The 24,603-nt window shown below is 62.6% G+C and carries 20 protein-coding genes; 14 read left to right on the top strand and 6 right to left on the bottom strand.

Features of this window, described 5'->3' with window-relative positions:
- Window positions 1-79: 79 nt before the first annotated feature.
- A complete protein-coding gene (locus tag ACEPP2_RS11405; protein ID WP_077547198.1) occupies window positions 80-724 on the bottom strand; it encodes a TetR/AcrR family transcriptional regulator in 645 nt (214 codons plus the stop codon).
- 153 nt (window positions 725-877) lie between these two features.
- On the opposite strand from ACEPP2_RS11405, the gene ACEPP2_RS11410 reads away from it, so the two are divergent.
- Complete coding sequence (locus ACEPP2_RS11410; protein WP_077547897.1) at window positions 878-1,813, top strand: AEC family transporter; 936 nt, start codon at window positions 878-880, stop codon at window positions 1,811-1,813.
- Here the strand turns inward: ACEPP2_RS11410 and ACEPP2_RS11415 are convergent.
- Window positions 1,795-3,447, bottom strand: coding sequence for an acyl-CoA dehydrogenase family protein (locus tag ACEPP2_RS11415; protein WP_395516677.1), 1,653 nt, complete (start codon window positions 3,445-3,447; stop codon window positions 1,795-1,797). The genes ACEPP2_RS11410 and ACEPP2_RS11415 overlap by 19 nt on opposite strands.
- A 121-nt stretch (window positions 3,448-3,568) precedes the next feature.
- On the opposite strand from ACEPP2_RS11415, the gene ACEPP2_RS11420 reads away from it, so the two are divergent.
- The 4 genes from ACEPP2_RS11420 to dprA are packed head-to-tail and all read left to right on the top strand — an operon-like array spanning window position 3,569 to window position 7,580.
- On the top strand, window positions 3,569-4,510 hold the full coding sequence (locus tag ACEPP2_RS11420; protein ID WP_077547196.1) for an aspartate carbamoyltransferase catalytic subunit: 942 nt from the start codon (window positions 3,569-3,571) through the stop codon (window positions 4,508-4,510).
- Window positions 4,507-5,796 carry a dihydroorotase gene (locus tag ACEPP2_RS11425; protein WP_281977504.1) on the top strand — a complete coding sequence of 430 codons (1,290 nt, stop codon included), beginning with the start codon at window positions 4,507-4,509 and terminating at the stop codon, window positions 5,794-5,796. Before ACEPP2_RS11420 ends, ACEPP2_RS11425 begins: the two co-directional genes overlap by 4 nt.
- A gap of 12 nt (window positions 5,797-5,808) precedes the next feature.
- The gene (gene plsY / locus ACEPP2_RS11430; RefSeq protein WP_395516678.1) at window positions 5,809-6,426 is read left to right on the top strand and encodes a glycerol-3-phosphate 1-O-acyltransferase PlsY; all 618 of its coding nucleotides are present in this window, start codon (window positions 5,809-5,811) and stop codon (window positions 6,424-6,426) included.
- 2 nt (window positions 6,427-6,428) lie between these two features.
- A complete protein-coding gene (gene dprA / locus ACEPP2_RS11435) occupies window positions 6,429-7,580 on the top strand; it encodes a DNA-processing protein DprA (protein ID WP_395516679.1) in 1,152 nt (383 codons plus the stop codon).
- On the opposite strand, the gene ACEPP2_RS11440 is transcribed toward dprA, so the two are convergent.
- A complete protein-coding gene (locus tag ACEPP2_RS11440; RefSeq protein WP_395516680.1) occupies window positions 7,533-7,751 on the bottom strand; it encodes a hypothetical protein in 219 nt (72 codons plus the stop codon). The two genes, dprA and ACEPP2_RS11440, sit on opposite strands and share 48 nt — an antisense overlap.
- A 233-nt stretch (window positions 7,752-7,984) precedes the next feature.
- Between ACEPP2_RS11440 and topA the strand changes: the two genes are divergently transcribed.
- The 6 genes from topA to rpmG all read left to right on the top strand — a co-directional run bounded on the left by topA (window position 7,985) and on the right by rpmG (window position 15,569).
- Entirely contained in the window at window positions 7,985-10,642 is a 2,658-nt protein-coding gene (gene topA / locus ACEPP2_RS11445; RefSeq protein ID WP_395516816.1) for a type I DNA topoisomerase, read from the top strand.
- On the top strand, window positions 10,639-12,969 hold the full coding sequence (gene rnr / locus ACEPP2_RS11450; protein ID WP_395516681.1) for a ribonuclease R: 2,331 nt from the start codon (window positions 10,639-10,641) through the stop codon (window positions 12,967-12,969). Before topA ends, rnr begins: the two co-directional genes overlap by 4 nt.
- 10 nt (window positions 12,970-12,979) lie before the next feature.
- Entirely contained in the window at window positions 12,980-13,432 is a 453-nt protein-coding gene (locus ACEPP2_RS11455; protein ID WP_281977507.1) for a DUF983 domain-containing protein, read from the top strand.
- Complete coding sequence (locus tag ACEPP2_RS11460) at window positions 13,429-14,115, top strand: NUDIX domain-containing protein (RefSeq protein WP_395516682.1); 687 nt, start codon at window positions 13,429-13,431, stop codon at window positions 14,113-14,115. The genes ACEPP2_RS11455 and ACEPP2_RS11460 overlap by 4 nt, the downstream gene beginning before the upstream one ends.
- A 9-nt stretch (window positions 14,116-14,124) precedes the next feature.
- On the top strand, window positions 14,125-15,309 hold the full coding sequence (locus ACEPP2_RS11465; protein ID WP_077547189.1) for an MFS transporter: 1,185 nt from the start codon (window positions 14,125-14,127) through the stop codon (window positions 15,307-15,309).
- A 92-nt stretch (window positions 15,310-15,401) separates the two neighbouring features.
- Complete coding sequence (gene rpmG, locus ACEPP2_RS11470) at window positions 15,402-15,569, top strand: 50S ribosomal protein L33 (protein ID WP_052637931.1); 168 nt, start codon at window positions 15,402-15,404, stop codon at window positions 15,567-15,569.
- Between the two features lie 475 nt (window positions 15,570-16,044).
- Here rpmG and ACEPP2_RS11475 read toward each other — a convergent pair whose 3' ends face one another.
- Both ACEPP2_RS11475 and ACEPP2_RS11480 read right to left on the bottom strand, forming a co-directional pair.
- The gene (locus ACEPP2_RS11475; RefSeq protein WP_395516683.1) at window positions 16,045-17,415 is read right to left on the bottom strand and encodes a PleD family two-component system response regulator; all 1,371 of its coding nucleotides are present in this window, start codon (window positions 17,413-17,415) and stop codon (window positions 16,045-16,047) included.
- A gap of 16 nt (window positions 17,416-17,431) precedes the next feature.
- Complete coding sequence (locus ACEPP2_RS11480) at window positions 17,432-17,803, bottom strand: response regulator (RefSeq protein ID WP_077547187.1); 372 nt, start codon at window positions 17,801-17,803, stop codon at window positions 17,432-17,434.
- A 131-nt stretch (window positions 17,804-17,934) separates the two neighbouring features.
- Here ACEPP2_RS11480 and ACEPP2_RS11485 point away from each other — a divergent pair, with 131 nt between their 5' ends.
- The 3 genes from ACEPP2_RS11485 to ACEPP2_RS11495 all read left to right on the top strand — a co-directional run bounded on the left by ACEPP2_RS11485 (window position 17,935) and on the right by ACEPP2_RS11495 (window position 21,052).
- The gene (locus tag ACEPP2_RS11485; protein ID WP_395516684.1) at window positions 17,935-18,243 is read left to right on the top strand and encodes a DUF3572 domain-containing protein; all 309 of its coding nucleotides are present in this window, start codon (window positions 17,935-17,937) and stop codon (window positions 18,241-18,243) included.
- A gap of 91 nt (window positions 18,244-18,334) precedes the next feature.
- Window positions 18,335-19,627 (top strand): DNA polymerase IV, encoded by a 1,293-nt coding sequence (locus ACEPP2_RS11490; RefSeq protein ID WP_395516685.1) that lies wholly within the window; start codon window positions 18,335-18,337, stop codon window positions 19,625-19,627.
- A gap of 108 nt (window positions 19,628-19,735) precedes the next feature.
- On the top strand, window positions 19,736-21,052 hold the full coding sequence (locus tag ACEPP2_RS11495) for a L,D-transpeptidase family protein (RefSeq protein WP_395516686.1): 1,317 nt from the start codon (window positions 19,736-19,738) through the stop codon (window positions 21,050-21,052).
- 6 nt (window positions 21,053-21,058) lie between these two features.
- Here ACEPP2_RS11495 and dnaE read toward each other — a convergent pair whose 3' ends face one another.
- Window positions 21,059-24,547, bottom strand: a complete 3,489-nt coding sequence (dnaE, locus tag ACEPP2_RS11500) for a DNA polymerase III subunit alpha (protein ID WP_395516687.1) — start codon at window positions 24,545-24,547, stop codon at window positions 21,059-21,061.
- Between the last annotated feature and the right edge of the window lie 56 nt (window positions 24,548-24,603).

The raw sequence follows: 24,603 nt of genomic DNA on the forward strand, positions 1-24,603 counted from the left end.
TTTCCCAGGAGACGGTGTGGCGGCCACCGTCTCGACCTGGCCCGGGGGATGGATATCAATCCTCTTCCGGGCCTTTTTTTCAACCGTAGATGCCGCGCACCAGACGACGTATGGACGCTGCGACCTTGTCCCAGTCCTTGTCGCTTCGGAGCGGCAAGCCCGCGAACTCACCCGTTACCACCGACGAGATCACCAGATGCTGGATGGCTGCAAACAGAATGCCGTTGGCCGTTGGCGCATCCACGCCCTTCGGCGCAGAAAGGCTGCCACGCATCCGGTCGAGCCACTTCGCCAGCGCCCTGGAGCGCGCCTCGGCAAGGCGGCGGACCTGCGGCGTATCCTTCGAGACCTCCCAGGCGATGATCTTGCATATGAGCGGATCGCTGCGCAGGGCATCCATGTAGAGAAGCGACAGCCGCTCCATCAGATCCCCATAGGTCAGAACGAACATTCCACCCGTGTCTTCGGGAATCCGTTCCTTGACCCAGTCGCCCAGATCGGCACCGATGGCATCGAGAAGACCGTCCAGTCCGCCGTAGTAGCGGTAGATCAACTGCTTGTCACAGCCGGCGCGCCTGGCGATGGCATTGATGCCGAACCCCTGGAACCCCTCCTCCGCCAAGAGGTCACGCGCAGCGTGGAAGATCGCTGCTTCGGTCTGCGCACGATTCTTGACGCGCTTCTCCGGCAGGGGATCAACGAAAGCTTCCTGTACTGCAAGCATGACCGGCACTCCAACTCGTTGTCTGCCGATAAGCGGCCCGACAGCCCCGCACAATGAGCGCTCGTTCTCCATTCACAGAAACCGTAGGATTGCATCCGCGCCAACCGGCAGATAAGCCTCGGTGCCTTCTTGCCGACAGCCGAACTGGCCCTCATGCTGATCATCTTCGAGAGTATCCTGCCGATCTTCCTCCTGGTCCTGCTGGGCGTGGCGCTGAAGCGCAGCCCGCTCATCAACGGGACCTTCTGGGAGGGGCTTGAGCAGTGTGGCTACTACGTCCTGTTCCCGGCCCTGCTGTTCCACACGCTGGCGACAGCCGATTTTTCGAGCATGGAGATCAGCGCCATTGCGGTTACGGCTGTCGCGGCCGTGGTGGCGATGTGCGGGCTAGTGCTGGCGCTCTGGCCGGTCTTGAGGCGGATCGGCGTCCCCGCCTCTGCCTTCAGCTCCGTCTTCCAGACTGCCACCAGATGGAACGCCTTCATAGCGCTGGCTATCGCGCAGAAGATCGCGGGAGACTATGGGCTGACCGTCGTAGCATTGGTGATGGCGGCCATCATTCTGCCGATCAACTTCATCAATGTCGGCGTGCTGTTGAGGTTCTCCGGCGCCCATATGGGCTTTGGCACCTTTGCCTTGCGGATCATCACCAACCCAATGATCATCAGTTGCCTGCTCGGCGTCCTCGTCAACCAACTCGGCATTCCCATCTACGCGCCTTTGATGACCACTATAGACCTCGTGGCGCGGGCGGCGCTGAGCCTGGGGCTCATTGCCGTGGGAGCTGGCCTGCGTGTCTCCGACGCGTTGAAACCGCACCCGCTGGTGCTGTTCTCGACGGTGCTGAAACTCGCCTTCTTTCCCGTCGTGATGATCGGAGCCGCACTGATGGCCGGGGTTACCGGCCCTGCGATCACGCTGCTCGGTTTGAGCGCCGGCGTGCCGACGGCCATGAACGGCTATATCCTCGCCAAGAAGATGGGGGGCGACGCCGAGCTTTACGCGGCGACGGCGACGGTACAGACTGTCTTCTCCTTCCTCACCATTCCGCTCGTGCTGATGGCGGCCGGTCAGTTCGCTGCCGGATAGAGAAGGTCAACGATGTAAGACGCATCGAAGCGGGCATCGAGCATACCATAGGTCGAGCGCCAGCCGCCGGCGAGACGCGTTTCCAGGAAGGCGTCCGCGATCTTGCCGGCGCCGAGCCGCGCCAGTTCGGCTGCACCGGCGGCAAGCGCCAGTTGCTCGACCAGGAGGCGCGCCGCCCCCTCGTCCGTCTCGCAGAGCGCCATGGCTGCCCGCAGCACCTCGATCGTTTTGCGGCCTGAAGCGCCAAGGTCGCGTTCAAAGCCGGAGAGGACGAGATCGAAGAGGTCCTTGCCGCGAGACAAAACGCGCAAGACATCCAGCGCCATGACGTTGCCGGAGCCTTCCCAGATCGCGTTGACCGGTGCCTCCCGATAATGCCGCGCCACCGGGCGCTCCTCGACATATCCATTGCCGCCGAGGCACTCCATCGCCTCGTAGATGAGCGAAGGCGCGATCTTGCAGTTCCAGTACTTGATGACCGGCGTCATGACGCGGGCGAAGGCTGCGTCGGCCGGGCTGCTCGCTGCGCGGTCGAAGGCATCCGCAAGGCGGAAAGCGAGCGCTGTCGCCGCCGCGACGTCGAGGGCCATGTCTGCCAGCACCCGCGTCATCAGCGGCTGGTCGATGAGGTTCTTGCCGAATACGCTGCGGCCGCGGCAGTGATGCACTGCTTCGGCCAGCGAAGCACGCATGATGCCCGCCGAAGCCAAGGCGCAGTCGAGCCGCGTCAGGGTGACCATGTCGAGGATGGTGCGTATCCCGGCGCCCGGCTCGCCCAGCAGGTAGCCGAAGGCATCGGTGAACTCGACCTCAGAGGAGGCGTTGGAGCGGTTGCCGAGCTTGTCCTTCAGGCGCTGGAACTGCAGCCCGTTGGCCGAGCCGTCCTCCAGCAAGCGCGGAACGAGGAAGCAGCCGATGCCCTCGTTGGTCTTTGCCAGCATCACGAAGGCGTCGCTCATCGGGGCCGACATGAACCACTTGTGCCCGGAAAGACGATAGATGCCCTCGCCCACGCGCTCAGCGGTGGATCGGTTCGCCCGCACGTCCGTGCCGCCCTGCTTCTCAGTCATGCCCATGCCGAGCGTGATGGCATTCTTCTGCAGCGCCGGCCGGTTTGATGAATCGTATTTCCTCGACAGGATCTTCGGTGCCCATTCCTTCTGGACACGCGGCGATGCCATCAGAGCAGCGACGGAGGCGCTGGTCATCGTCAGCGGGCAGAGGTGGCCGCATTCGAGCTGCGCCGTCAGGTAGAAGCGGGTGGCGCGCGCCTTGTGCTCGGTCCCCTTGGCCTCTGCGATGCTCTCCCAGACCGACGAGTGCAGCCCGATTGACATGGAGCGACGCATCAGCGCGTGCCAGGCCGGGTGGAACTCCACGACATCCAGCCGCTCGCCGCGGGGTCCGTGGGTGCGAAGCTTCGGCGGGCTTTCGTTCGCCATCCGCGCCAGTTCCTGTGCCTCCGGCGACGTGGCGTAGTGGCCGAGCGAATCGAACTCCTCGCGCAGGCTGCGGTGCAGACCGGCGGTCAGATCAACGATCAGCGGGTCAGATCGATAGGCATTGATGCCGGACCAGGGCTGGGGCTGGTTCAGTTCGGCAAGCTTTTGTTCGGTCCGGCTATTCTGTGTCATGCTTGGCTTCTAGCCCGTTTCTCTGAAAAATGCATGAGGATGAACGGACTTTTCCCGCCCCTTCGCTTGCCGGTTTCCCGGTCAGTCATTATAGACGCCCGAACGCAAGCGGAGACGCCTCATGGTCTTCTTCCCTCACCGCCACCTCCTCGGCATCAAGGGCCTCACCGAACAGGATATCACCTATCTTCTGGACAAGGCCGACGAAGCCGTCCAGATCAGCCGGCAGCGGGAAAAGAAGACCTCGACGCTGCGGGGGCTGACCCAGATCAACCTGTTCTTCGAGGCCTCCACGCGCACGCAATCCTCCTTCGAACTCGCCGGCAAGCGGCTGGGTGCCGACGTGATGAACATGTCCGTAGGCAATTCATCAGTGAAGAAAGGCGAGACGCTGATCGACACGGCGATGACGCTGAACGCCATGCACCCCGACGTGCTGGTGCTGCGGCATTCTTCGGCCGGCGCGGCAGCCCTTCTGGCGCAGAAGGTCGCATGTTCCGTCGTGAACGCGGGCGATGGCCAGCACGAGCACCCGACGCAGGCGCTGCTCGACGCGCTGACGATCCGCCGCGCCAAGGGCAAGCTGTCGCGCATCATCGTCGCCATCTGCGGCGACGTCCTGCATTCGCGCGTGGCCCGCTCCAACATCCTGCTCTTGAACGCCATGGGAGCGCGCGTGCGCGTTGTTGCGCCGGCAACTCTCCTCCCCTCTGGCATCGCGCAAATGGGGGCCGAGGTCTTCCACTCGATGGAGGAAGGCCTGAAAGACGCTGACGTCGTGATGATGCTGCGCCTCCAGCGCGAGCGCATGTCGGGCTCCTTCGTCCCCTCGGTCCGCGAGTACTTCCATTTCTACGGCCTGAACGCCGAGAAGCTGAAAGCTGCCAAGGAGGATGCTCTTGTCATGCATCCCGGCCCGATGAACCGCGGGGTGGAGATCGCTTCGGAAGTCGCGGACGGTCCGCAGAGCGTGATCGAGCAACAGGTTGAAATGGGGGTCGCGGTGCGCATGGCGGTGATGGAGACGCTGCTTCTCTCGCAGAACCAGGGGCCCCGGACATGACGCGCTCCCTCGTCCTGAACAATGCCCGCATCATCGACCCGTCCCGCAATCTGGACGAGGTGGGATCCATCATCATCGGCGATGATGGCCGTATCCTTGCCGCTGGCGCCGAGGCTCACAACCAGGGTGCACCGGATGGTGCGGAAGTTCACGACTGCAACGGGCTTCTGGCCGTTCCCGGCCTGGTGGATGCGCGCGTCTTCGTCGGCGAGCCTGGGGCAGAACACCGCGAGACGATCGAGTCGGCTAGCCGCGCCGCTGCTGCGGGTGGTGTCACATCCTTCATCATGATGCCCGACACCGATCCTGTTCTCGACGACATCGCGCTCGTCGAATTTGTGAAGAAGACTGCGCGCGACACGGCGATCGTCAACGTGCACCCTGCCGCGGCCCTGACGAAGGGGCTCCACGGCGATGAAATGACCGAGATCGGCCTGCTGCAGCAGGCGGGTGCCGTCGCCTTCACCAATGGCCGCCATGCGCTGCCGGACACGCTCGTGCTGCGCCGGGCCATGACCTATGCACGAGAATACGGCGCCGTCGTCGCACTCGAGCCCCGGGAAACCTATATCGGCAACGGCGTCATGAACGAGGGCCTGTTCGCCAGCTGGCTTGGGCTCGCCGGTGTGCCGAAGGAAGCGGAAATCATTCCCCTCGAACGCGACCTCAGGATGGCCGGCCTGACCCGGGCGAAGTATCATGCCGCGAAGATCTCCGTGACGGAATCGGCCGAGGCGATCCGGACCGCCCGCAGACGCGGCGCAAACGTAACTTGCGGCATCTCGATCAATCACCTCTGCCTCAACGAGAACGACATCGGCGAGTACCGGACCTTCTTCAAGCTCTCGCCGCCGCTGCGCACGGAAGACGATCGGACCGCCATGGTCGAGGCGCTGGCCGACGGGACGATCGACATCATCGTCTCGTCCCACGATCCGCAGGACGTGGATACGAAACGCCTTCCCTTTGCCGATGCCGCCGACGGAGCCGTGGGCCTCGAGACAATGCTGGCCGCGGCGCTGCGCCTGCATCACTCGGGCCACGTCTCTCTCATGCGCCTGATCGACGCGATGTCGACGCGCCCGGCGCAGATCTTCGGGCTCGATGCCGGCACGCTGAAGCCGGGCGCGAGAGCCGACATCACGCTGATCGACCTCGACGAGCCATGGATCGTCTCGAAGGATGCTCTGCTGTCCCGGTCGAAGAACACGCCCTTCGAAGATGCCCGCTTTTCCGGCCGCGCGATCGCAACCTATGTGGGCGGCAAATGCGTCCATTCGCTGTGAGGAGGCGAGCCGGTGAATGAACTTCTGACCTGGCAGATCGGCGCAGGCGTTGCGATCGCGTCCCTTGCCCTCGGCTACCTCCTCGGCTCCATCCCTTTTGGTCTGCTGCTGACACGGATGGCAGGCCTTGGCGATATCCGCTCCATCGGATCGGGCAATATCGGTGCGACCAACGTGCTGCGTACCGGCAACAAGAAGCTCGCGGCCGCGACACTCCTCCTTGACGCGCTGAAGGCAACCGCTGCCGCACTCGCCGGCTACTATATCGCCGGACCGGAAGCGGGGCTGCTGGCCGGCTTCGGCGCCTTTCTCGGCCACCTCTTCCCCGTCTGGTTGGGCTTCAAGGGCGGCAAGGGCGTGGCGACCTATATCGGCATGCTGCTGGGGGTTGCTCCGGTCTGGGTGCTGGTCTTCGCTGTCGTCTGGCTGACCGTCGCATTCATCAGCAAGTATTCGTCACTGTCCGCGCTGGTTGCAACTCTTGTGATTCCGGTTGCATTGTGGATAGTAGGCAGCGAGAAGGTTGCCCTTGTCATGGCGATCATGACGGCAGTTTCCTGGTGGCGGCACGAGACCAATATCAAGAGGCTTCTGGCGGGCACGGAAGGCAAGATCGGCCAGAAGGGATAGCGATGCCTGACGGCGGCGCAAGACGACATGGGATTGCGCTCACCGACAGGCAAAGGATCGCCTGGCTCCGCCTCATCCGCAGCGACAATGTCGGTCCGGCCACCTTCCGCGACCTCATAAATCACTTCGGCTCGGCGGAAAACGCGCTTGCCATGCTGCCGGAACTGTCCAGCCGCGGCGGCGCCTCCCGCGCTATCCGCATCGCGTCGGTGGAGGAGGCAGAACGGGAACTGGATGCGGCCCGCCGCCATGGTGCCCGCTTCGTCGGCATAGGCGAGCCCGATTATCCGCCGGCGCTCAGGCAGATCGATGGTGCGCCACCCCTTCTTGCGGTGATGGGACATTCGCCGGTGGGGTTGAGGCCGTCGGTCGGGATCGTCGGCTCTCGCAATGCCTCGATCAGCGGTGCGAAGTTCGCAGCGATGATCGCCCGCGACGTCGGCCGCGTCGGCTACGCCGTCACCTCCGGACTTGCCCGCGGCATCGACACTGCCGCCCACCGGGCGAGCATGGAAACCGGCACGGTCGCAGTGCTCGCCGGAGGACTGGATCAGCCTTATCCTCCCGAGAATGTGCCGCTCCTGAAGGAGATCGTCGCGGGTGAAGGACTTGCAGTTAGCGAAATGCCCTTCGGATGGGAACCGCGGGCACGCGACTTCCCGCGCCGGAACAGGCTGATCGCGGGCATTTCGCATGGGGTCGTTGTCGTCGAGGCCGCGCAGAGGTCGGGTTCGCTTATTACTGCAAGAATGGCGGGAGATTTTGGTCGACTTGTCTTTGCGGTCCCCGGATCGCCACTGGATCCGCGATGCCACGGCACGAATGCACTGCTGAAGGAAGGCGCGATCGTTACCACGTCGTCCGAAGATGTCCTCGAGGCGCTGGCTCCTCTCGCACGGCTCGAAGGCAGCAGTGAAAGGATGATCGAGGAAACGGGCGATGATGACGGCGCCGCGGCGCTTCTTCCGCCCGACGACAGCGATCGGGCGACGATCATCTCATCCCTCGGCCCGAGCCCGGTCGAGGTCGACGACATCATCCGACATACAGGCTTGTCCGCGTCAGCCGTCTATCTTGTGCTTCTGGAGCTTGATCTTGCGGGGCGGCTACATCGTCATGCCGGAGGTCTTGTCTCTCTCTCCATGAGCGACTGAACGTGGTCGTCGGCCCGCATGGACATCGCCCGCTTCGACATAAGCCATCTCGATCAGGTAGCAGAGCATGTCCGCCCCTTCCTGGCGTGCAACCTGATGCAGTTCACCCAGCATCTGACGGATGTAGGCGATCGTCTCCTTGTCCTCCAAACCGGCACGATCCGAACGCATGGTTGATCCCGTTGCCCCTGCCATCCAGCGGATGAACTACCTTTGATGGAGACAGGATAAAGCATTTATCTTGGATTGCAACCTTAAGTACAATCTCCTCCAGGTTGTATCGCGTTGTAGTGCTTAAATTGGCTTCAGCACTTGACCACGGCTCAAACGCCATCCATGTCGGAACCAACATCCGGTCGGGAACCTGTCCCGGCGTCCGGAAATGCACCATGCAGAGAAACTCCATGAACGTTGTCGTCGTCGAATCTCCGGCCAAGGCCAAGACCATCAACAAGTATCTCGGGCCCGGCTACAAGGTTCTCGCATCCTTTGGTCATGTTCGCGACCTGCCCGCTAAGGACGGATCGGTTCTTCCAGACCAGGACTTCGAGATGTCCTGGGAGGTCGACAGCGCATCACAGAAGCGCATCAAGGACATTGCCGACGCGGTCAAGGGATCCGACGGCCTGTTCCTCGCGACCGACCCTGATCGCGAAGGCGAGGCCATTTCGTGGCACGTTCTCGATCTTCTCAAGAAAAGGCGCGTGCTGGGGGACAAGCCCGTCAAGCGGGTCGTCTTCAATGCCATCACCAAGAAGGCCGTCCTTGATGCCATGGCCGCGCCGCGGGATATCGATGCCCCGCTGGTGGATGCCTATCTCGCCCGCCGCGCCCTCGACTACCTTGTCGGCTTCAACCTGTCGCCGGTCCTTTGGCGCAAGCTGCCTGGTGCCCGCTCGGCCGGCCGCGTGCAATCCGTCGCCCTCCGCCTCGTTTGCGACCGCGAAGCCGAAATCGAACGCTTCGTTTCGGAAGAGTACTGGAATATCTCCGCACTGCTCGGCACCCCGCGGGGCGATCAGTTCGAGGCTCGACTGGTCTCAGCCGATGGCAAGCGGCTGCAGAACCGCTCGATCAAGACCGGAGACGACGCCAATCGCCTCAAGACCCTGCTCGAAGGCGCCAGCTACGTGGTCGAGAGCGTCGAGGCAAAGCCGGTCAAGCGCAATCCAGGTCCGCCCTTCACGACATCCACGTTGCAGCAGGCCGCCTCCTCCAATCTCGGCTTCAATGCCTCGCGAACGATGCAGGTGGCACAGAAGCTCTATGAGGGCGTAGACATCGGCGGCGAGACCGTCGGTCTCATTACCTATATGCGTACCGACGGCGTACAGATGGCACCGGAGGCGATCGACGGCGCGCGGCGCGCTGTCCAGGAGCAGTTTGGCGATCGCTACGTCCCGGAGAAGCCCCGCTTCTATTCCACCAAGGCGAAGAACGCCCAGGAAGCTCACGAAGCGATCCGACCCACTGACTTCAACCGCACCCCGGAGAAGGTGCGTCGCCACCTCGACGCGGACCAGGCGCGTCTCTACGAGCTGATCTGGAAGCGCGGCATTGCCAGCCAGATGGCATCTGCCGAGATCGAGCGGACCACGGTCGAGATCACGGCGGATAGCAAGGGTGAGAAAGCCGGTCTGCGCGCGGTCGGCTCGGTCATCCGGTTCGACGGCTTCCTCGGCGCCTACATGGATCAACGCGAAGAGGGCGACAAAGGCGAGGACGACGACGAGGACGGCCGCCTGCCGGAGATCAACGCCCGCGAAAAACTCGACAAGAACAAGGTGAATGCAAGCCAGCATTTCACGGAGCCGCCGCCGCGCTACTCGGAAGCGTCGCTGATCAAGAAGATGGAAGAACTCGGCATCGGCCGCCCATCCACCTACGCAGCAACGCTAAAGACCCTGAGCGACCGGGAATACGTGACAACGGAAAAGCGCAAGCTCATCCCGCAGCCCAAAGGCCGATTGGTGACGGCATTCCTGGAGAACTTCTTCACCAAGTATGTGGAGTACGACTTCACGGCAGATCTCGAGGAAAAGCTCGACCGGATTTCGGCCGGAGAACTCGACTGGAAGCAAGTCCTGCGGGATTTCTGGCAGGATTTCTTTGCCCAGATCGAGGACACGAAGGAACTGCGCGTCACCAACGTGCTCGATGCGCTGAACGAGGCGCTTGCACCGCTGGTGTTTCCGAAGCGGGAGGACGGCAGCGACCCGCGGACCTGCCAGGTCTGCGGCACCGGGAAACTCTCGCTGAAGCTTGGCAAGTACGGTGCGTTCGTCGGCTGCTCCAACTACCCGGAGTGCAATTTCACCCGCCAGCTGTCGCAGGACGGTGCCGAAGCCGAGGCCACCGGTCTCAATGAACCGAAGTCGCTCGGCGCCGATCCCCACACGGGCGAAGACCTCACCCTGCGTTCCGGCCGCTTTGGGCCGTATATCCAGCGCGGAGAAGGCAAGGATGCCAAACGTTCGTCGCTGCCGAAGGGCTGGAAGCCGGAGGATATCGACCACGAGAAGGCACTCGCGCTCATCAATCTTCCACGCGACATCGGCAAGCACCCCGAAAGCGGCAAGATGATCTCCGCCGGCCTTGGTCGCTATGGTCCATTCCTTCTACATGACGGCACCTATGCCAATCTTGAAAGCGTCGAAGACGTGTTCACGATCGGCCTCAACCGGGCCGTGACGGTCCTGGCAGAGAAGCAGAGCAAGGGGCCTGGCGGCCGCGGGCGCGGAACGCCGGCGGCCTTGAAGACGTTGGGAGATCACCCCGACGGCGGCGCCATTACCGTTCGCGACGGCCGCTATGGTCCCTATGTGAACTGGGGCAAGGTCAACGCCACGCTGCCGAAGGGCAAGGATCCGCAGGCGGTGACGCTGGACGAAGCTCTGGCACTGATTGCCGAGAAGGGTGGCAAGGCGGGCTCCGGCAAGGCCAAAGCCACCAAGGCAAAGGCGGCAGCGGGAACGAAGAAGACGGCCGCCAAACCAAAAGCTGCAGCCAAGCCGAAGGCCTCGGCAAAGACGGCTACGAAGGCGAAGAAGACCGGAACGTGACAAGAGACAATCGGGACACACCCGCGCCAAGAAACCGCAAGGGCAACGCTCCCTCCTCCGGCGGACCGACCATCATCCACGGAGCCGTGCCGCCGCGCGACGTCTTGCTCGAGTTCATCGCCGAGAACCCGGACCGGGCATCCAAGCGAGAGATCGCCAAGGCCTTTGGGCTGAAGGGCGAGGCACGGGTGGAGCTCAAGGATCTGCTCAGGACCTTGGAGGACGAAGGCCTCCTGAAGAAGAGCCGCAAGTCTCTTTCGCGCCCCGGCGCCCTGCCCCCGGTGACGGTGCTCGACATCACCACCCGCGACAAGGATGGGGAACTGATCGGCCGGCCTGCCGAGTGGCCCGAAGACCAGGGTGCAGCACCGGCCGTGCTCATCCGCCAGCCGTCAGAGCGCAAGGGAAAGACCCCGGCTGCCGGCCTCAACGACAGGGTGCTCGCCAAGATATTTGCCAACAAGGACCGCAGCGGCCCCGCCTATACAGCTCGCGTCATCAAGATCATCGACCGACGCCGGGGGGCTTCGCTCGGCGTTATCCGGATGATGGAGGATGAGGCTCGCCTGATGCCGATCGACCGGCGCGGCGAGGAGATGCTGATCGAACGCGACGGCATGGGCGATGCGAAGGATGGCGACCTGGTCGAGGTCGAAGTCGCCCGCAGCGGCCGATTCGGGCTGCCTCGCGCCCGCGTCCTGTCGGTCGTCGGCTCAGTCGGGTCCGAAAAGGCGATTTCGATGATCGCCATCTATGCCCATGGCATCCCCCATGTCTTTCCGCAGGCGGTCCTCAACGAGGCCGAGGCAGCACGTCCAGCGACCATGTCGAAGCGGGAAGACTGGCGCCATGTTCCGCTGATCACCATCGATCCTGCCGACGCCAAGGATCACGACGACGCAGTCTATGCAGAACTGGACACCTCGCCGGATAATCCGGGCGGAGTGATTGTCACCGTCGCGATCGCTGACGTCTCCTGGTATGTCCGCACCGGCTCCGCGCTTGATCGCGAGGCGCTGAAGCGCGGGAATTCAGTCTACTTCCCGGATCGGGTCGTCCCTATGCTTCCGGAACGCATCTCCAACAACCTCTGCTCTCTGCGCGAAGGCGAGGATCGACCGGCGATTGCCGTCCGCATGGTCTTCTCCAAGGAAGGGCGTAAGGCTGGCCACACCTTCCATCGGATCATGATGAAGAGTGCGGCGAAGCTCTCCTACCAGCAGGCCCAGGCGGCGATTGACGGCAAGCCCGACGACAAGACCGGACCGTTGCTGGAGCCGATCCTGAAGCCGCTGTGGCACGCCTATGCGACGCTGATGCGCGGTCGCGAGCGGCGGCAGCCCCTCGAGCTCGACATGCCCGAACGGAAGATCATCCTCAAGCCCGATGGCACCGTCGACCGCGTCTTCATCCCCGATCGGCTGGATGCCCACAAGCTCATCGAAGAGATGATGATCCAGGCGAACGTCGCCGCGGCGGAAACGCTGGAGAAGAAACGCCAGCCGCTCGTCTACCGCGTCCACGATGCGCCAGCGCTGTCAAAGCAGGAAATTCTGCGGGAATTCCTCGCCACGATCGGGCTCTCCATGGCCAAGGGTGGGCAGGTACGGGCGAATTCCTTCAACGGCATCCTCGCACGCGCGCTCGATACCCCGCACCAGACCATGGTCAATGAGATGGTGCTGAGATCCCAGAGCCAGGCGATCTACAGCCCAGAGAATATCGGGCATTTCGGCCTGAACCTGATGAAATACGCCCATTTCACCTCCCCGATCCGGCGTTACGCCGACCTGATCGTGCATCGCGCGCTGGTCGGCTCGCTCGGGCTGGGCGAAGGCGGCATTACGCCGGAGGAAGAAGCGATCCTCGACGATATCGCCGCCGAGATCTCTACCTTCGAGCGGAGGGCGATGGCAGCCGAGCGCGACACCGTCAACCGGCTGATCGCCCATCACCTGAGCGAGCGAATCGGCGAGGAGTTCCAGGGCCGCGTCTCCGGCGTCACGAAGGCCGGTCTGTTCATCACCCTGCCGGACTACGGAGCAGACGGCTTCGTGCCAATCTCGACGCTTGGCATTGACTATTTCATCTACGACGAAGCCCACCAGGCGCTGACCGGCGAAAAATCCGGGCTTGGCTACCAGCTCGGGGATGCAGTCGAGGTACGGCTGGCCGAGGCGATCCCCCTTGCCGGCGCCTTGCGTTTCGAAATGCTGAGCGAAGGCCGGAAAATGCCGGCGGCGACACGGTCTTTTCACAAATCCGGGCGAAGAGACCGCAATCAGCGGCGCGCGAAGGCCGGCACCCGACCCCCGCGTGGCCGATAGGAGCAAGTATATGCTAAGAGAAGCCGAGCAGCCGGTCCGGTTCGGAGGAACGCACCAGGAAGAGCGCCCCCTGATGCGGTCCATCGGGCGCGGCATGAAGGGTACCTGCCCTAACTGCGGCACCGGGCGCCTTTTCCGGGCCTTCCTCAAGCCGGTGGACGAATGTTCGGTCTGCGGGGAAGAGATCCACCACCACAGGGCGGACGACCTGCCGGCCTACCTCGTCATCTTCGTGGTCGGCCATGTTCTGATGACCGGCTACATGATGGCGGACCTGGTATTCCCGCTGTCTCCCTGGATCCATCTGGCGATCTGGATCCCGCTCGCAGTCCTGGCTGCGCTCCTGACCATCCAGCCGATCAAGGGCGGCGTCATCGGACTGCAATGGGCGTACCGCATGCACGGATTCGGCGGCGAGGCAGGAGAGCGGCCCGTTGCGGATCACGGAGACCGACATCCTTGAAACCGGCTGTGGTCGCGCCCGCACCGTTCGCGATCGACGAGCCGTTGCGGAAGAACACGGAGAAGCTGCGTCCGAAGGATGCCAGCACGATCATCCTGCTGGATCGACGCCAGGGCACGCCCCGCTTCCTGATGGGGCGGAGAGGTGGCGGCCACGCCTTCATGCCCGACGTCTACGTCTTTCCGGGCGGCCGGCGGGATCGTCACGACTACACCCTGCCCTACCAGCGTGACCTTCACCCGCTTGTCGTGAAGCGGCTTCTCTCGGGAACGGCAGCACGCACCGGACCGTCGACCGTGCGCGCCCTTGCACTGGCGGCGCTCCGCGAACTGCGTGAGGAGACGGGGTTGAGCACCGGCGACGCGGCCGACCTCGTGCCCCTGCGTTACGTGGCGCGTGCGGTAACGCCACCCGGGAATGTAAGACGCTTCGATACCCGTTTCTTTCTGCTGCCTGCCGACGAAGCCGGCATTGCCTCCGCTCCGCTTCAGGATACCGAAGAACTGCAGGATCTGCGCTGGGTGGGTTTTTCCGACCTTGCGGAGCTCAAGGTGCCGCAGATCACGCGCGCGGTGCTGGAGGATGTGAAATTGCTGCTTGAGAGCGATCCTGCCCTCCCCTATGGACTGCCCGTACCCTATTACTTCATGCGCCATGGACGGTTCGTCCGGACCGAGCTCTAGAGGCACAAGATGTCCCGTCCACAGAACGACCTCAACGGCCATGTCGAGGAGATACACTGGCCGTCGCTATTCGCGGCGATCTCGGCAATCAGCGCCGTGGGGATCGCCATTGGCCTTGGCCTCCCCCTCCTCAGCATAATCCTCGAGAAACGCGGCATCTCATCGACCATGATCGGGCTGAATTCGGCCATGGCGGGTGTAGCGGCCATGATCGCCGCACCGATCACCACTCGGCTCGCCCATGATTTCGGCGTCGCCCGGACCATGCTGTGGGCGGTGATCGTGTCTGCCGTCAGCGCTCTCGGCTTCTACTATGCCAGCGCGTTCTGGATGTGGTTTCCCCTGCGGTTCGCATTCCATGGGGCGACCACGACGCTGTTCATCCTGTCCGAGTTCTGGATCAATGCAGCCGCCCCGCCCCGCCGCAGAGGCCTCGTACTCGGTATCTATGCCACCGTGCTCGCAGTTGGCTTCGCGATGGGGCCGCTCTTGTTTTCGGCCATCGGTAGCGACGGAATCCGGCCTTTCCTGATCGGTGCCGGCGCCATCCTGATCGCGGCGGTGCCAATCTATATCGCGCGGCATGAGAGTCCCGTTCTGGACGAGAAGCCCGAACGTCACTTCCTACGCTACATCTTCCTTGTGCCCACGGCGACAGCCGCCGTCTTCGTCTTCGGCGCGGTCGAAGCGGGCGGACTTTCGCTGTTTCCAATCTACGCCGTCCGGGAGGGCTTCAGCGAGGCCCAGGCAGCCCTGCTCCTCACCGTGATGGGCATCGGCAACATGGTGTTCCAGATCCCGCTGGGCATGTATTCCGACCGCCTTCGCGACCGGCGACCGCTTCTCGCACTCATGGCGCTGACGGGCCTCGTTGGCTCGCTGCTCCTGCCGTTGCTGATCGAGGACTGGCTGCTGACGGCAGTCGTCCTGCTGTTCTGGGGCGGTTGCGTCTCCGGCCTCTATACTGTGGGGCTTGCCCATCTCGGCTCGCGACTCACCGGCGCCGACCTCGCCGCCGCCAATGCAGCCTTCGTATTCTGCTACGCCGTCGGCACCGTGGCCGGGCCACAGGCGATCGGCGCAGCGATCGACATCACCGGCAACAACGGTTTCGCATGGGCGCTCGCCTCCTTCTTCGGCCTTTATGTCATGCTGTCGATAGGACGGTTCCTTTTTAGACCGAAACGGACTTGACTTTTCGGGCGCGATTTGTAGTTTCGCGCCAGATTTCGCCGTGGACACCATCCGGCCGTCCGCGGCTTCATTTTTCCTAAAGGCAGAACACCATGGCGAAAGCTACGACCATCAAGATCAAGCTGCTGTCGACGGCGGACACCGGTTTCTTCTACGTGACCAAGAAGAACAGCCGTACCTTCACAGACAAGATGTCCAAGACCAAGTACGACCCGATTGCCAAGAAGCATGTCGAGTTCAAGGAAACCAAGATCAAGTAAGATCGTGGCATCCGGCAGAACGAGGCGCGCGCCGCAGGGCGACGCGCCTTTTTTGTCGTCTCATGATCCAAGCCAATAAAAAAGCACCGCTTCCCTTGAAAGCGGTGCTTTTTTATTGGGGGTCGACCGACTGCAATACGGCACGAGGAACCGAGACATGCAATCGATCGACCGACCCCACGACCCAGGAGATGCGGCGGACCTGAGCATCATGGGGTATCTTTCGTCTCTAAAAATCGCGCAAACCACCAAGGAAATCAACCGAATCTTGCCGATTCCATAAGCGAGTTCCAATGTTGGTTAAAATCAGGCGTAGTCGCGGCGCGCCATTCAATGAATAGCGAAGATTCGACCGGTCTATTTCTCTGGTATTTCTTGGCGCGGAGACAGAACTTCCTGCGCAAGCAGGAGCGCAAGACGCTAGCACTCGATTAGTGACTGACCTGTGGCCTGCGCAACCCTGCCTGGGTTCGCTTCAGGCTGCGGCTGCGACCACCCTGTTCCTGCCGCTGTTCTTCGCCTCGTAGAGTGCCCTGTCCGCTTGCTTCAGAAGCTGTTCCGGGGTCTCTACCGCAGCCTCGTTGGAAGCGATGCCAAGCGAAGCAGTGACGCTGATGGCTTGCCCCGTCGAGCGAATGACGAAGGGCTGGTTCTCGATCAGCCCGCGCAGTCTTTCGGCGATCATGCCGGCCGCTGCGGCATCGGTGTCCGGCATCACGACCACGAATTCCTCTCCGCCATACCGGCAGGCGAGATCCGCGCCCCTGACCGTCGAACGAATACGTGCCGCGAACTGCCGGAGTATGTCGTCTCCGGCGTCATGGCCATAGGTGTCGTTGATGGTCTTGAAGCGGTCGATGTCGGTGATGCAGATGGACAGCGCCCGCCCTCGAGCCGCGGCACGATTGAACAGCGTCCTCAGATGATTGTCGAGGTAGCGGCGATTGTGCAGCCCGGTCAGCGCGTCCGTGACCGCCAGTTCGATCGTCTGCTGAACACTGACGCGAAGGCGATCGTTGTAGCGTCTGCGCTTGATCTGCGTGAGGCAGCGGGCAACGAGCTCGTTCGGGTCGACCGGGCGCATGATGTAGTCGTTGACGCCGAGGTCCAGAGCCCGGACAATCAGATCCTCCTCACCCTGCTCCGTGACGATGAGCAGCGGCAGAAAGCGGGTCCGTTCCAGCGACCTCAGCTGCGAGCAGAGGCGTAGCGGATCATAGTCGTCAAAATTGGCGTTGACGATCACGAGATCGAAGCTGTTCTCTGCTGCCTCGAACAATGCCGCCTGCGGGTCCGACATCGCCATGACCTCGGCGATCGGCTTCAGCGCCTTGATGAAGCGCTCCTGCGAATTTCCACGGCTGTCGACCAGTAGAACCTGTCCCGGCTCGTCCCGGCCGTCGGTGCCTTTCAGCATGTCCTCTATGCCGACGTTCTGTGCGGTGTCGGCCCGAATGCGCAACTCGTCGCTCAAGGTCTTCAGCCGCACGAGGCTCTTCACGCGCGATATGAGCTGGAGGTCGTTGACCGGCTTCGTCAGGAAGTCGTCCGCGCCGGCTTTGAGCCCACGAACGCGATCGACCGGCTGGTCCAGCGCCGTCACCATGACGATCGGAATATGCGCATAGCGGGGATCGGCCTTCAGCCGCTCGCAGACCTCGAAGCCGCTGAGGCCGGGCATCATGATGTCGAGCAGGATGAGGTCGACATGCGTATGCTCGCAGATCGCCAGCGCCTTGAAACCGTCCTCGGCCGTCAGGACATCGAAATATTCAGCAACCAGCCGGGCCTCGAGCAGCTTGAGATTGGCGGGCACATCGTCAACCACCAGGATACGCGCGGTCATGTCGTGTGCTCCGGTCTCATGCGTCGCCCAGATATGTCTTGATGGTCTCGATGAACTTGGGAACCGATATCGGCTTCGACACATAGGCTTCGCAGCCACCCTGGCGGATGCGTTCTTCGTCGCCCTTCATCGCGAAGGCGGTCACGGCTATGACTGGGATGATATGCAATTCATCGTCTTCCTTGAGCCACTTCGTGACCTCGAGGCCGGAGACTTCAGGAAGCTGGATGTCCATCAGGATGAGGTCCGGGCGATGCTTGCGGGCGAGTTCCATCGCCTCCATGCCGTTCCGCGTCTGGATGGTTTCATAGCCGCAAGCCTCGATCAGATCGCGGAAGAGCTTCATGTTCAGCTCGTTGTCTTCGACAATCATGACCCGTTTGGGCATGTACCCCGTCCCTGATCCTGCCTTGCAAGCCCTATTTCAGGATATAAGCTCGCGCACGGCCGATTCCATCTCCGTCACAGCGTTCAACGGTACGGCCATTTGGTTGAAAAAGAGGTAACCATTTCCGGGCAATGCGAAACGATCCCAAAAACGTTCCAGTCGGGCGGGACGCCGCGGAGCAGACGGCCGTGGCCGTTCTCGGCTGGCTTGCCTCCGAACCGGACATGCTGGGGCGCTTCCTTGCCCTGTCCGGGCTGGAGGCAGGGCAACTTCGCCAGGCAGTGGACGATCCAGATTTCCTCGCCGGGATGCTCGATTTCGTCATGGCCCATGAGCCCACGCTCCTTGCCTTTTGCGAAGCAAGCGGGACGAAGCCGGAGGCGGTGGCGGCCGCCTGGCGCCACTTTTCAAAGCCCGGCCTTGATTCCGGCCAGCACTGAGAAGCCCGTTCCGATGTGGACGGACAAAGAGCGACGTTGAGATTCTGCTCGGCCAGACATAGATTGCGGATGTTCAACTTCTGTTCCATCCATGACGCATTCGCCCGAGACGAAATCCGGCTTCTGTCGCGACTGCCTCACCGAGCAGAAGGCAGAACTGCGCCGCTGCAATAAATGCGGAAGTCCACGGTTATTATATCATTCTGAACTTTACGACCTGACGATCGCGCATATCGACTGCGACGCCTTCTATGCGGCCGTCGAGAAACGAGACAATCCAGATCTCGCAGACAAGCCAGTCATCATTGGTGGAGGAAAGCGGGGCGTTGTCTCCACGGCCTGCTACATTGCGCGCATCAACGGGGTGCGATCAGCAATGCCGATGTTCAAGGCACTGGAGGCGTGCCCGGATGCCGTCGTCATCCGCCCGAACATGGAAAAGTACGCACGGGTCGGCCGCGAGGTACGGCAGATGATGCTGGAGTTGACGCCGCTCGTTCAGCCACTTTCGATTGACGAGGCCTTTCTCGACCTCGCCGGCACGGAGCGGCTGCATCACGACCCGCCGGCACGCACGCTTGCCAAACTCGCCAACCGCATCGCCGCAGAGATCGGCATCAGCATCTCGATCGGGCTCTCCTACTGCAAGTTCCTGGCCAAGGTCGGATCCGACCTGCAAAAGCCACGGGGCTTCTCCGTCGTCGGGCGGGAGGAGGCCCTGGCGTTCCTCGCTCCACGGCCGGTGACGACGATCTGGGGCGTCGGCAAGGCCTTCAATGCCACCCTCGAAGCCGACGGCATCCGGACGATCGGGCAGTTGCAGACAATGGAGGAAGGTGATCTCATGCGGCGCTACGGCTCCATGGGACAGCGCCTCTATCGCCTCGCGCGCGGCATCGACGACCGGACGGTCCACCCCAATGATCCGGCGAAGAGCGTTTCGGCCGAGACCACATTCTTCGACGACATCTCCCGCCAGGAGGACCTCGTCCCGATCCTCCGCCGCCTCTCCGAGAAGGTCTCGTCTCGGCTGAAGAAACACTCCATCGCCGGCCAGACGGTAGTCCTGAAGCTCAAGACCGCCGACTTCAAAAGCCGCACGCGCAATCGGCGGCTCGAGGACCCTACACAGCTCGCCGATCGCATCTTCCGTACCGGCCTGTCACTGCTGCAACCCGAAACCGACGGCACGCGCTTCCGCCTCATCGGCATCGGCGTGACTGACCTTTGTGATCCGGAACGGGCAGATCCTCCAGACCTCGTGGACCGCGACGCCGTCCGTCGCGCCGCAGCGGAGGCCGCCATGGACCGGCTCCGCGACAAGTTCGGAAAGGCCGCCGTGGAAACCGGCTACACATTCGGTGAGCGCCGCCGGAATCACTGACATGTGATCGTACGGCATAGCGACTGCCAATCGTTACAATGTTCGGCAAATCTTCCTTAATTCGAAGCTGCTAATCTCGCCGCTCAGTATTGCGTAAAGAGGTTGTCCATGCTGCGTCGTCTCGCGTTTGGTCTCGGACTGATGTCCGCCACCATGCTCTCCCATCCCGCCTTTGCCGAACTCGCCCACACGCTGCAGATCGTCGTCTCCAAGAACAACCAGTCGATGACCGTCTACGACGGTGACAAGGTGGTCTCGACCACGCGCGTCTCGACTGGCAAAGCCGGCCATTCGACACCGAGCGGAATCTTCTCGATCCTGGAAAAGCGCCGCTACCACGAGTCGAACATCTATTCGAACGCACCGATGCCATTCATGCAGAGACTGACGTGGTCTGGCATCGCTCTCCACGAAGGCCACGTGCCGAACTACCCGGCCTCGCACGGCTGCATCCGCCTGCCTTCCGGTTACGCAAAGACGCTTTTCGGGATGACGGAGCGCGGTTTCCACGTGATCGTCTCGGACGCGCCGGTGGCACCGATGCCGATCGCTCACGCCAACCTCTTCCTCCCGCTCAAGCCCCTGCCCGCCGAACCACTGATGTCGGACATCGAACTGCGGCCGACCGTGAAGCGCCAGACGTCGGAAGCCTATGAGGTGGCCATGGCGAGCCAGACCACCGACCCGACCTTGACCGGCTCGATCGAACCGCAGGACACCACACCTGTAAAAATGCTCATCAAGAGGCGCGAATTGCGGGAGACGGTGTTCGACGTCCAGGCGATGCTGAACGATCTCGGCTTCGATGCCGGCGCGCCCGACGGTCTTATCGGCACCAAAACCCAGGCGGCAATCGCAGGCTTCAAGCGGTGGAAGAACCTCCCCGCGGGATCGGCGTTGACCGACGACTTCCTGTCGGCGCTCTATCGCTCCTCCGGCAAGCGGGAGCCGCCGGCTGCGCAACTGCTGGTACGCCGCAACTTTGCGCCGCTGTTCGAGGCGCCGATCGGCCTCAAGAACCCGGAGATCCCCCTCGGCACGCACTTCTTCACCGCGAGCAATGTTGATCGTGGCAGCGAGCGGGCCGACTGGCATGTACTCACTCTGCCGAACCTCCTCACCCCGAAAGAGCGGCAGCGAATGAACATCAGTCTCGACGCCTCGGCCTCTTCGGCATCCGGCGCGCTCGATCGCCTGGAGATCCCGGACGACATACGAGAGCGCATCGCGACGCTGCTTGCCGATGGAAGCTCCCTGACCATAACGGACGAAGGTCTGGGTCCGGAGACGGGCAAAGGCACCGACTTCATCACCCTCACGCGCTCCGAGGCGAAGGTGGCTGAAGCACGGCCAGCAGTCGAAAAACCGCAGAAGGTGCGGCAGAAGCCGCGGCGCGTCTATCGCAACGGCATCGGCCTCTACTGAGCGTCGCTATACGAGTTCGACCTCCAAGACTCCCGGCGCCGCCCTAAGGGCGGCGGCAATCTCCGGCGAAATCCGGAACTTCTCCGCGAGCTCCACCTCGATCTCACGCTGACCATCGTCCTTGATGACGATGAAGGAGACCAACCCGTCCCCTCTTGCATTGAGGTGACGCGTCACCGTCTTCAGGGGACCTGAATCCCTCACATAGACGCGCAGCGCCTTCTGCATTCGCACCGATTGCTCCTCAAGCGAAGCGGCGGTCTGGATACGCAAACCGATGCCCTCCGGACGCTCGTCGGCCTGCACGGTGATCACCAGGGATTTGCCGGGCTCCAGAAGGTCGCGGTACTGCGCCAGCGCCTCGGAGAAGAGCACGGCCTCGAACTGACCCGAGGCGTCGGAGAAGGTGACTATCCCCATCTTGTTGCCGGTGCGGGTCTTGCGCTCCTGGCGACCGGTCACCGTCCCGGCAAGCCGCCCGGCGGTTGCGCCCTTCTTCACGGCCGCGGAGAATTCCGCAAAGTTCTGGACGCGCATCTTCGCCAGCACATCGCCATAGGAATCGAGTGGGTGGGCGGACAGGTAGAAGCCGAGAACCTGGTACTCCCGCATCAGCTTCTCCGAAGGAACCCAAGGCGAGAACGGCGGGAAAATCAACGTTTCAGGACCTGCTGCGGAGGATGATCCAAACATGTCAGACTGGCCGCTCGTCTTGTTTTCCTGCGCACGCTGCGCATAGCCGATGATGCGGTCGAGGCCAGCAATCATCTCGGCCCGATCCCGCCCGAAGCAATCGAAGGCGCCGGCGCAAATGAGGCTTTCCAGCACGCGACGGTTGATCTGCTTCGGGTCGATCCGCAGGCAGAAGTCCTCGATCGAGGCGAAAGGCCTGTCGCCTCGAACCTCGACGATGTGATCGACCGCAGCCTCCCCGACACCCTTGATGGCCGCCAGGGCGTAGAAGATCTTGTTGTCGTCGGTCTCGAAACGGCGGAACGAGGTCTGCACCGATGGCGGCACGACCGTAATGCCGAGACGGGCCGCATCCTGCCGGAAGTCGTTCAGCTTCTCGGTGTTCGCCATATCGAAGGTCATCGACGCGGCCAGGAACTCGGCGGGATAGTGCGCCTTCATGAAGGCCGTCTGGTAGGAGACGATGGCGTAGGCGGCGGCGTGCGACTTGTTGAAGCCGTAGTTGGCGAACTTGGCGAGCAGGTCGAAGATCAAGTCAGCCTGGGGCTTCGATACGCCATTCTTCATGGCACCATCGACGAAGCGCGCACGCTGCTTGTCCATTTCCTCCTTGATCTTCTTGCCCATGGCGCGGCGCAGAAGGTCCGCTTCGCCGAGCGAGTAGCCTGACAGGACCTGGGCGATCTGCATCACCTGCTCCTGGTAGACGATAACGCCCTGGGTTTCCTTCAGAAGGTAGTCGATCTTCGGATGGATCGATTCGATTTCCTCCTCGCCGTGCTTGCGGGCATTGTAGACCGGAATGTTCTCCATCGGGCCGGGGCGATAGAGTGCAACGAGCGCGATGATGTCCTCGATGCAGTCAGGTCGCATGCCGATCAGCGCCTTGCGCATGCCGGCACTTTCCACCTGGAACACGCCGATCGTCTCGCCGCGGGAGAGCATTTCGTAGGTCTTTTCGTCATCCAGCGGTATCGAGGCGAGGTCCACGTGGATGCCGCGCTTGGAGACGTAGTCGACAGCCGTTTTCAACACGGTCAGCGTCTTCAGCCCGAGGAAGTCGAACTTCACCAGGCCCGCCTGTTCGACCCATTTCATGTTGAACTGGGTGACCGGCATGTCGGAGCGCGGATCGCGGTACATCGGCACGAGCTTGGAGAGCGGCCGGTCGCCGATCACGATGCCGGCGGCGTGCGTCGAGGCGTGGCGATAAAGTCCCTCGATCTTCTGGGCGATGTCGAGAAGGCGTGCGACTACGGGCTCCTTCTCCGCCTCTTCCTGCAGCTTGGGCTCCTCCTCAATCGCCTTGGAGAGCGGTGTCGGATTGGCTGGATTGTTCGGCACCAGCTTGCAGATCCTGTCGACCTGGCCGTAGGGCATTTCGAGCACCCGGCCGACGTCGCGCAGCGCCGCGCGGGCCTGCAGCGATCCGAATGTAATGATCTGGGCCACTTGCTCACGGCCGTATTTCTGCTGGACGTAGCGGATCACCTCTTCGCGCCGGTCCTGGCAGAAGTCGATGTCGAAGTCGGGCATCGAGACGCGTTCCGGGTTGAGGAAGCGCTCGAACAGCAGCGAGAAGCGCAGCGGATCGACGTCCGTGATCGTCAGCGCATAGGCGACCAGCGAACCCGCGCCCGATCCACGGCCCGGGCCGACGGGAATGTTGTTCTGCTTCGCCCACTTGATGAAGTCGGAGACGATCAGGAAGTAGCCCGGGAACTTCATCCTCTCGATGACGCTCAGCTCGAAGTCCAGGCGCTCGCGGTAGTCCTGCTCCGTATAGCCGGGGCTGAGGCCGAGCGCCGCCATTCGCCGTTCGAGGCCCTCCACCGATTGCCGTCGCAGTTCCTCTGCCTCGGCCCGTTCGGCTTCCTCCGGATCAGCCGTCGCACCGGTGAAACGCGGCAGGATCGGCTTGCGGGTGTCGAGGATGAAGGAACAGCGCCGGGCGATCTCCACCGTGTTGTCCAGAGCTTCCGGCAGATCGGCGAAGAGTGCCGCCATCTCGGCACGGCTCTTCAGATAGTGGTCCGGGGTCAGCCGGAAGCGGCTGTCGTCGGACACGATGGCATTGTGGGCCACCGCCATCAGAGCGTCGTGGGCGTCGTAATCGTCGCGCGACGGGAAAAAAGCTTCGTTGGTGGCGACCAGTGGCAGATCGAACTCGTAGGCAAGGCTGACGATCTTGTGCTCGTGGCGACGGTCATAGGCGCCGTGGCGCTGCAGTTCCACATAGAGCCGGTCACCGAACGCCTCCCTGAGGCTGAGGAGCCGCGATCTCGCCTGACTGGAATTGCCTTCGCGCAGCGTGACGTCGATCGGACCGCCGGACGCCCCGGTCAAGGCGATCAGCCCTTCGGTCCCCGTGTCGTCGAGCCAGGAGCGGCGGATATGCGTGCTGGCATGGCCCTCGCCCCCGAGATAGGCGCGGCTGACGAGATCCACCAGCCGCTCGTAGCCGTCGGCCGTCGATGCCAGAAGCACGATCGCCGGCAGCTTCGTCATCTGGTTGCCGCGCCGATCCTCGGCCTGATCCTCCATGTCGATCGAGACCTGACACCCGATAATTGGCTGAAGACCCTCACCGACCGCTTTCTGCGCGAATTCCAGCGCGACGAAGAGATTATTGGTGTCCGTGACGGCTATCGCCGGCTGACAATCGGCCACAGCCTTCGCAAGGATCTTCTTGAGCGGCAATGCGCCTTCGAGCAGCGAATAGGCGGAATGAACCCGCAGATGAACGAACCGAGGCGAAGGCTCTCCGTTCGTTGCACCAGTGGTTTCCATCTGCTCGGCCATCGCTGTCTCTCACCTCATGAATCAGGTGATTTTCCGGCGCGGAGCGTTCCAAGTCC

This window comes from Pseudorhizobium flavum (assembly GCF_044142885.1).
Taxonomy (GTDB): Bacteria; Pseudomonadota; Alphaproteobacteria; order Rhizobiales; family Rhizobiaceae; genus Neorhizobium; species Neorhizobium flavum.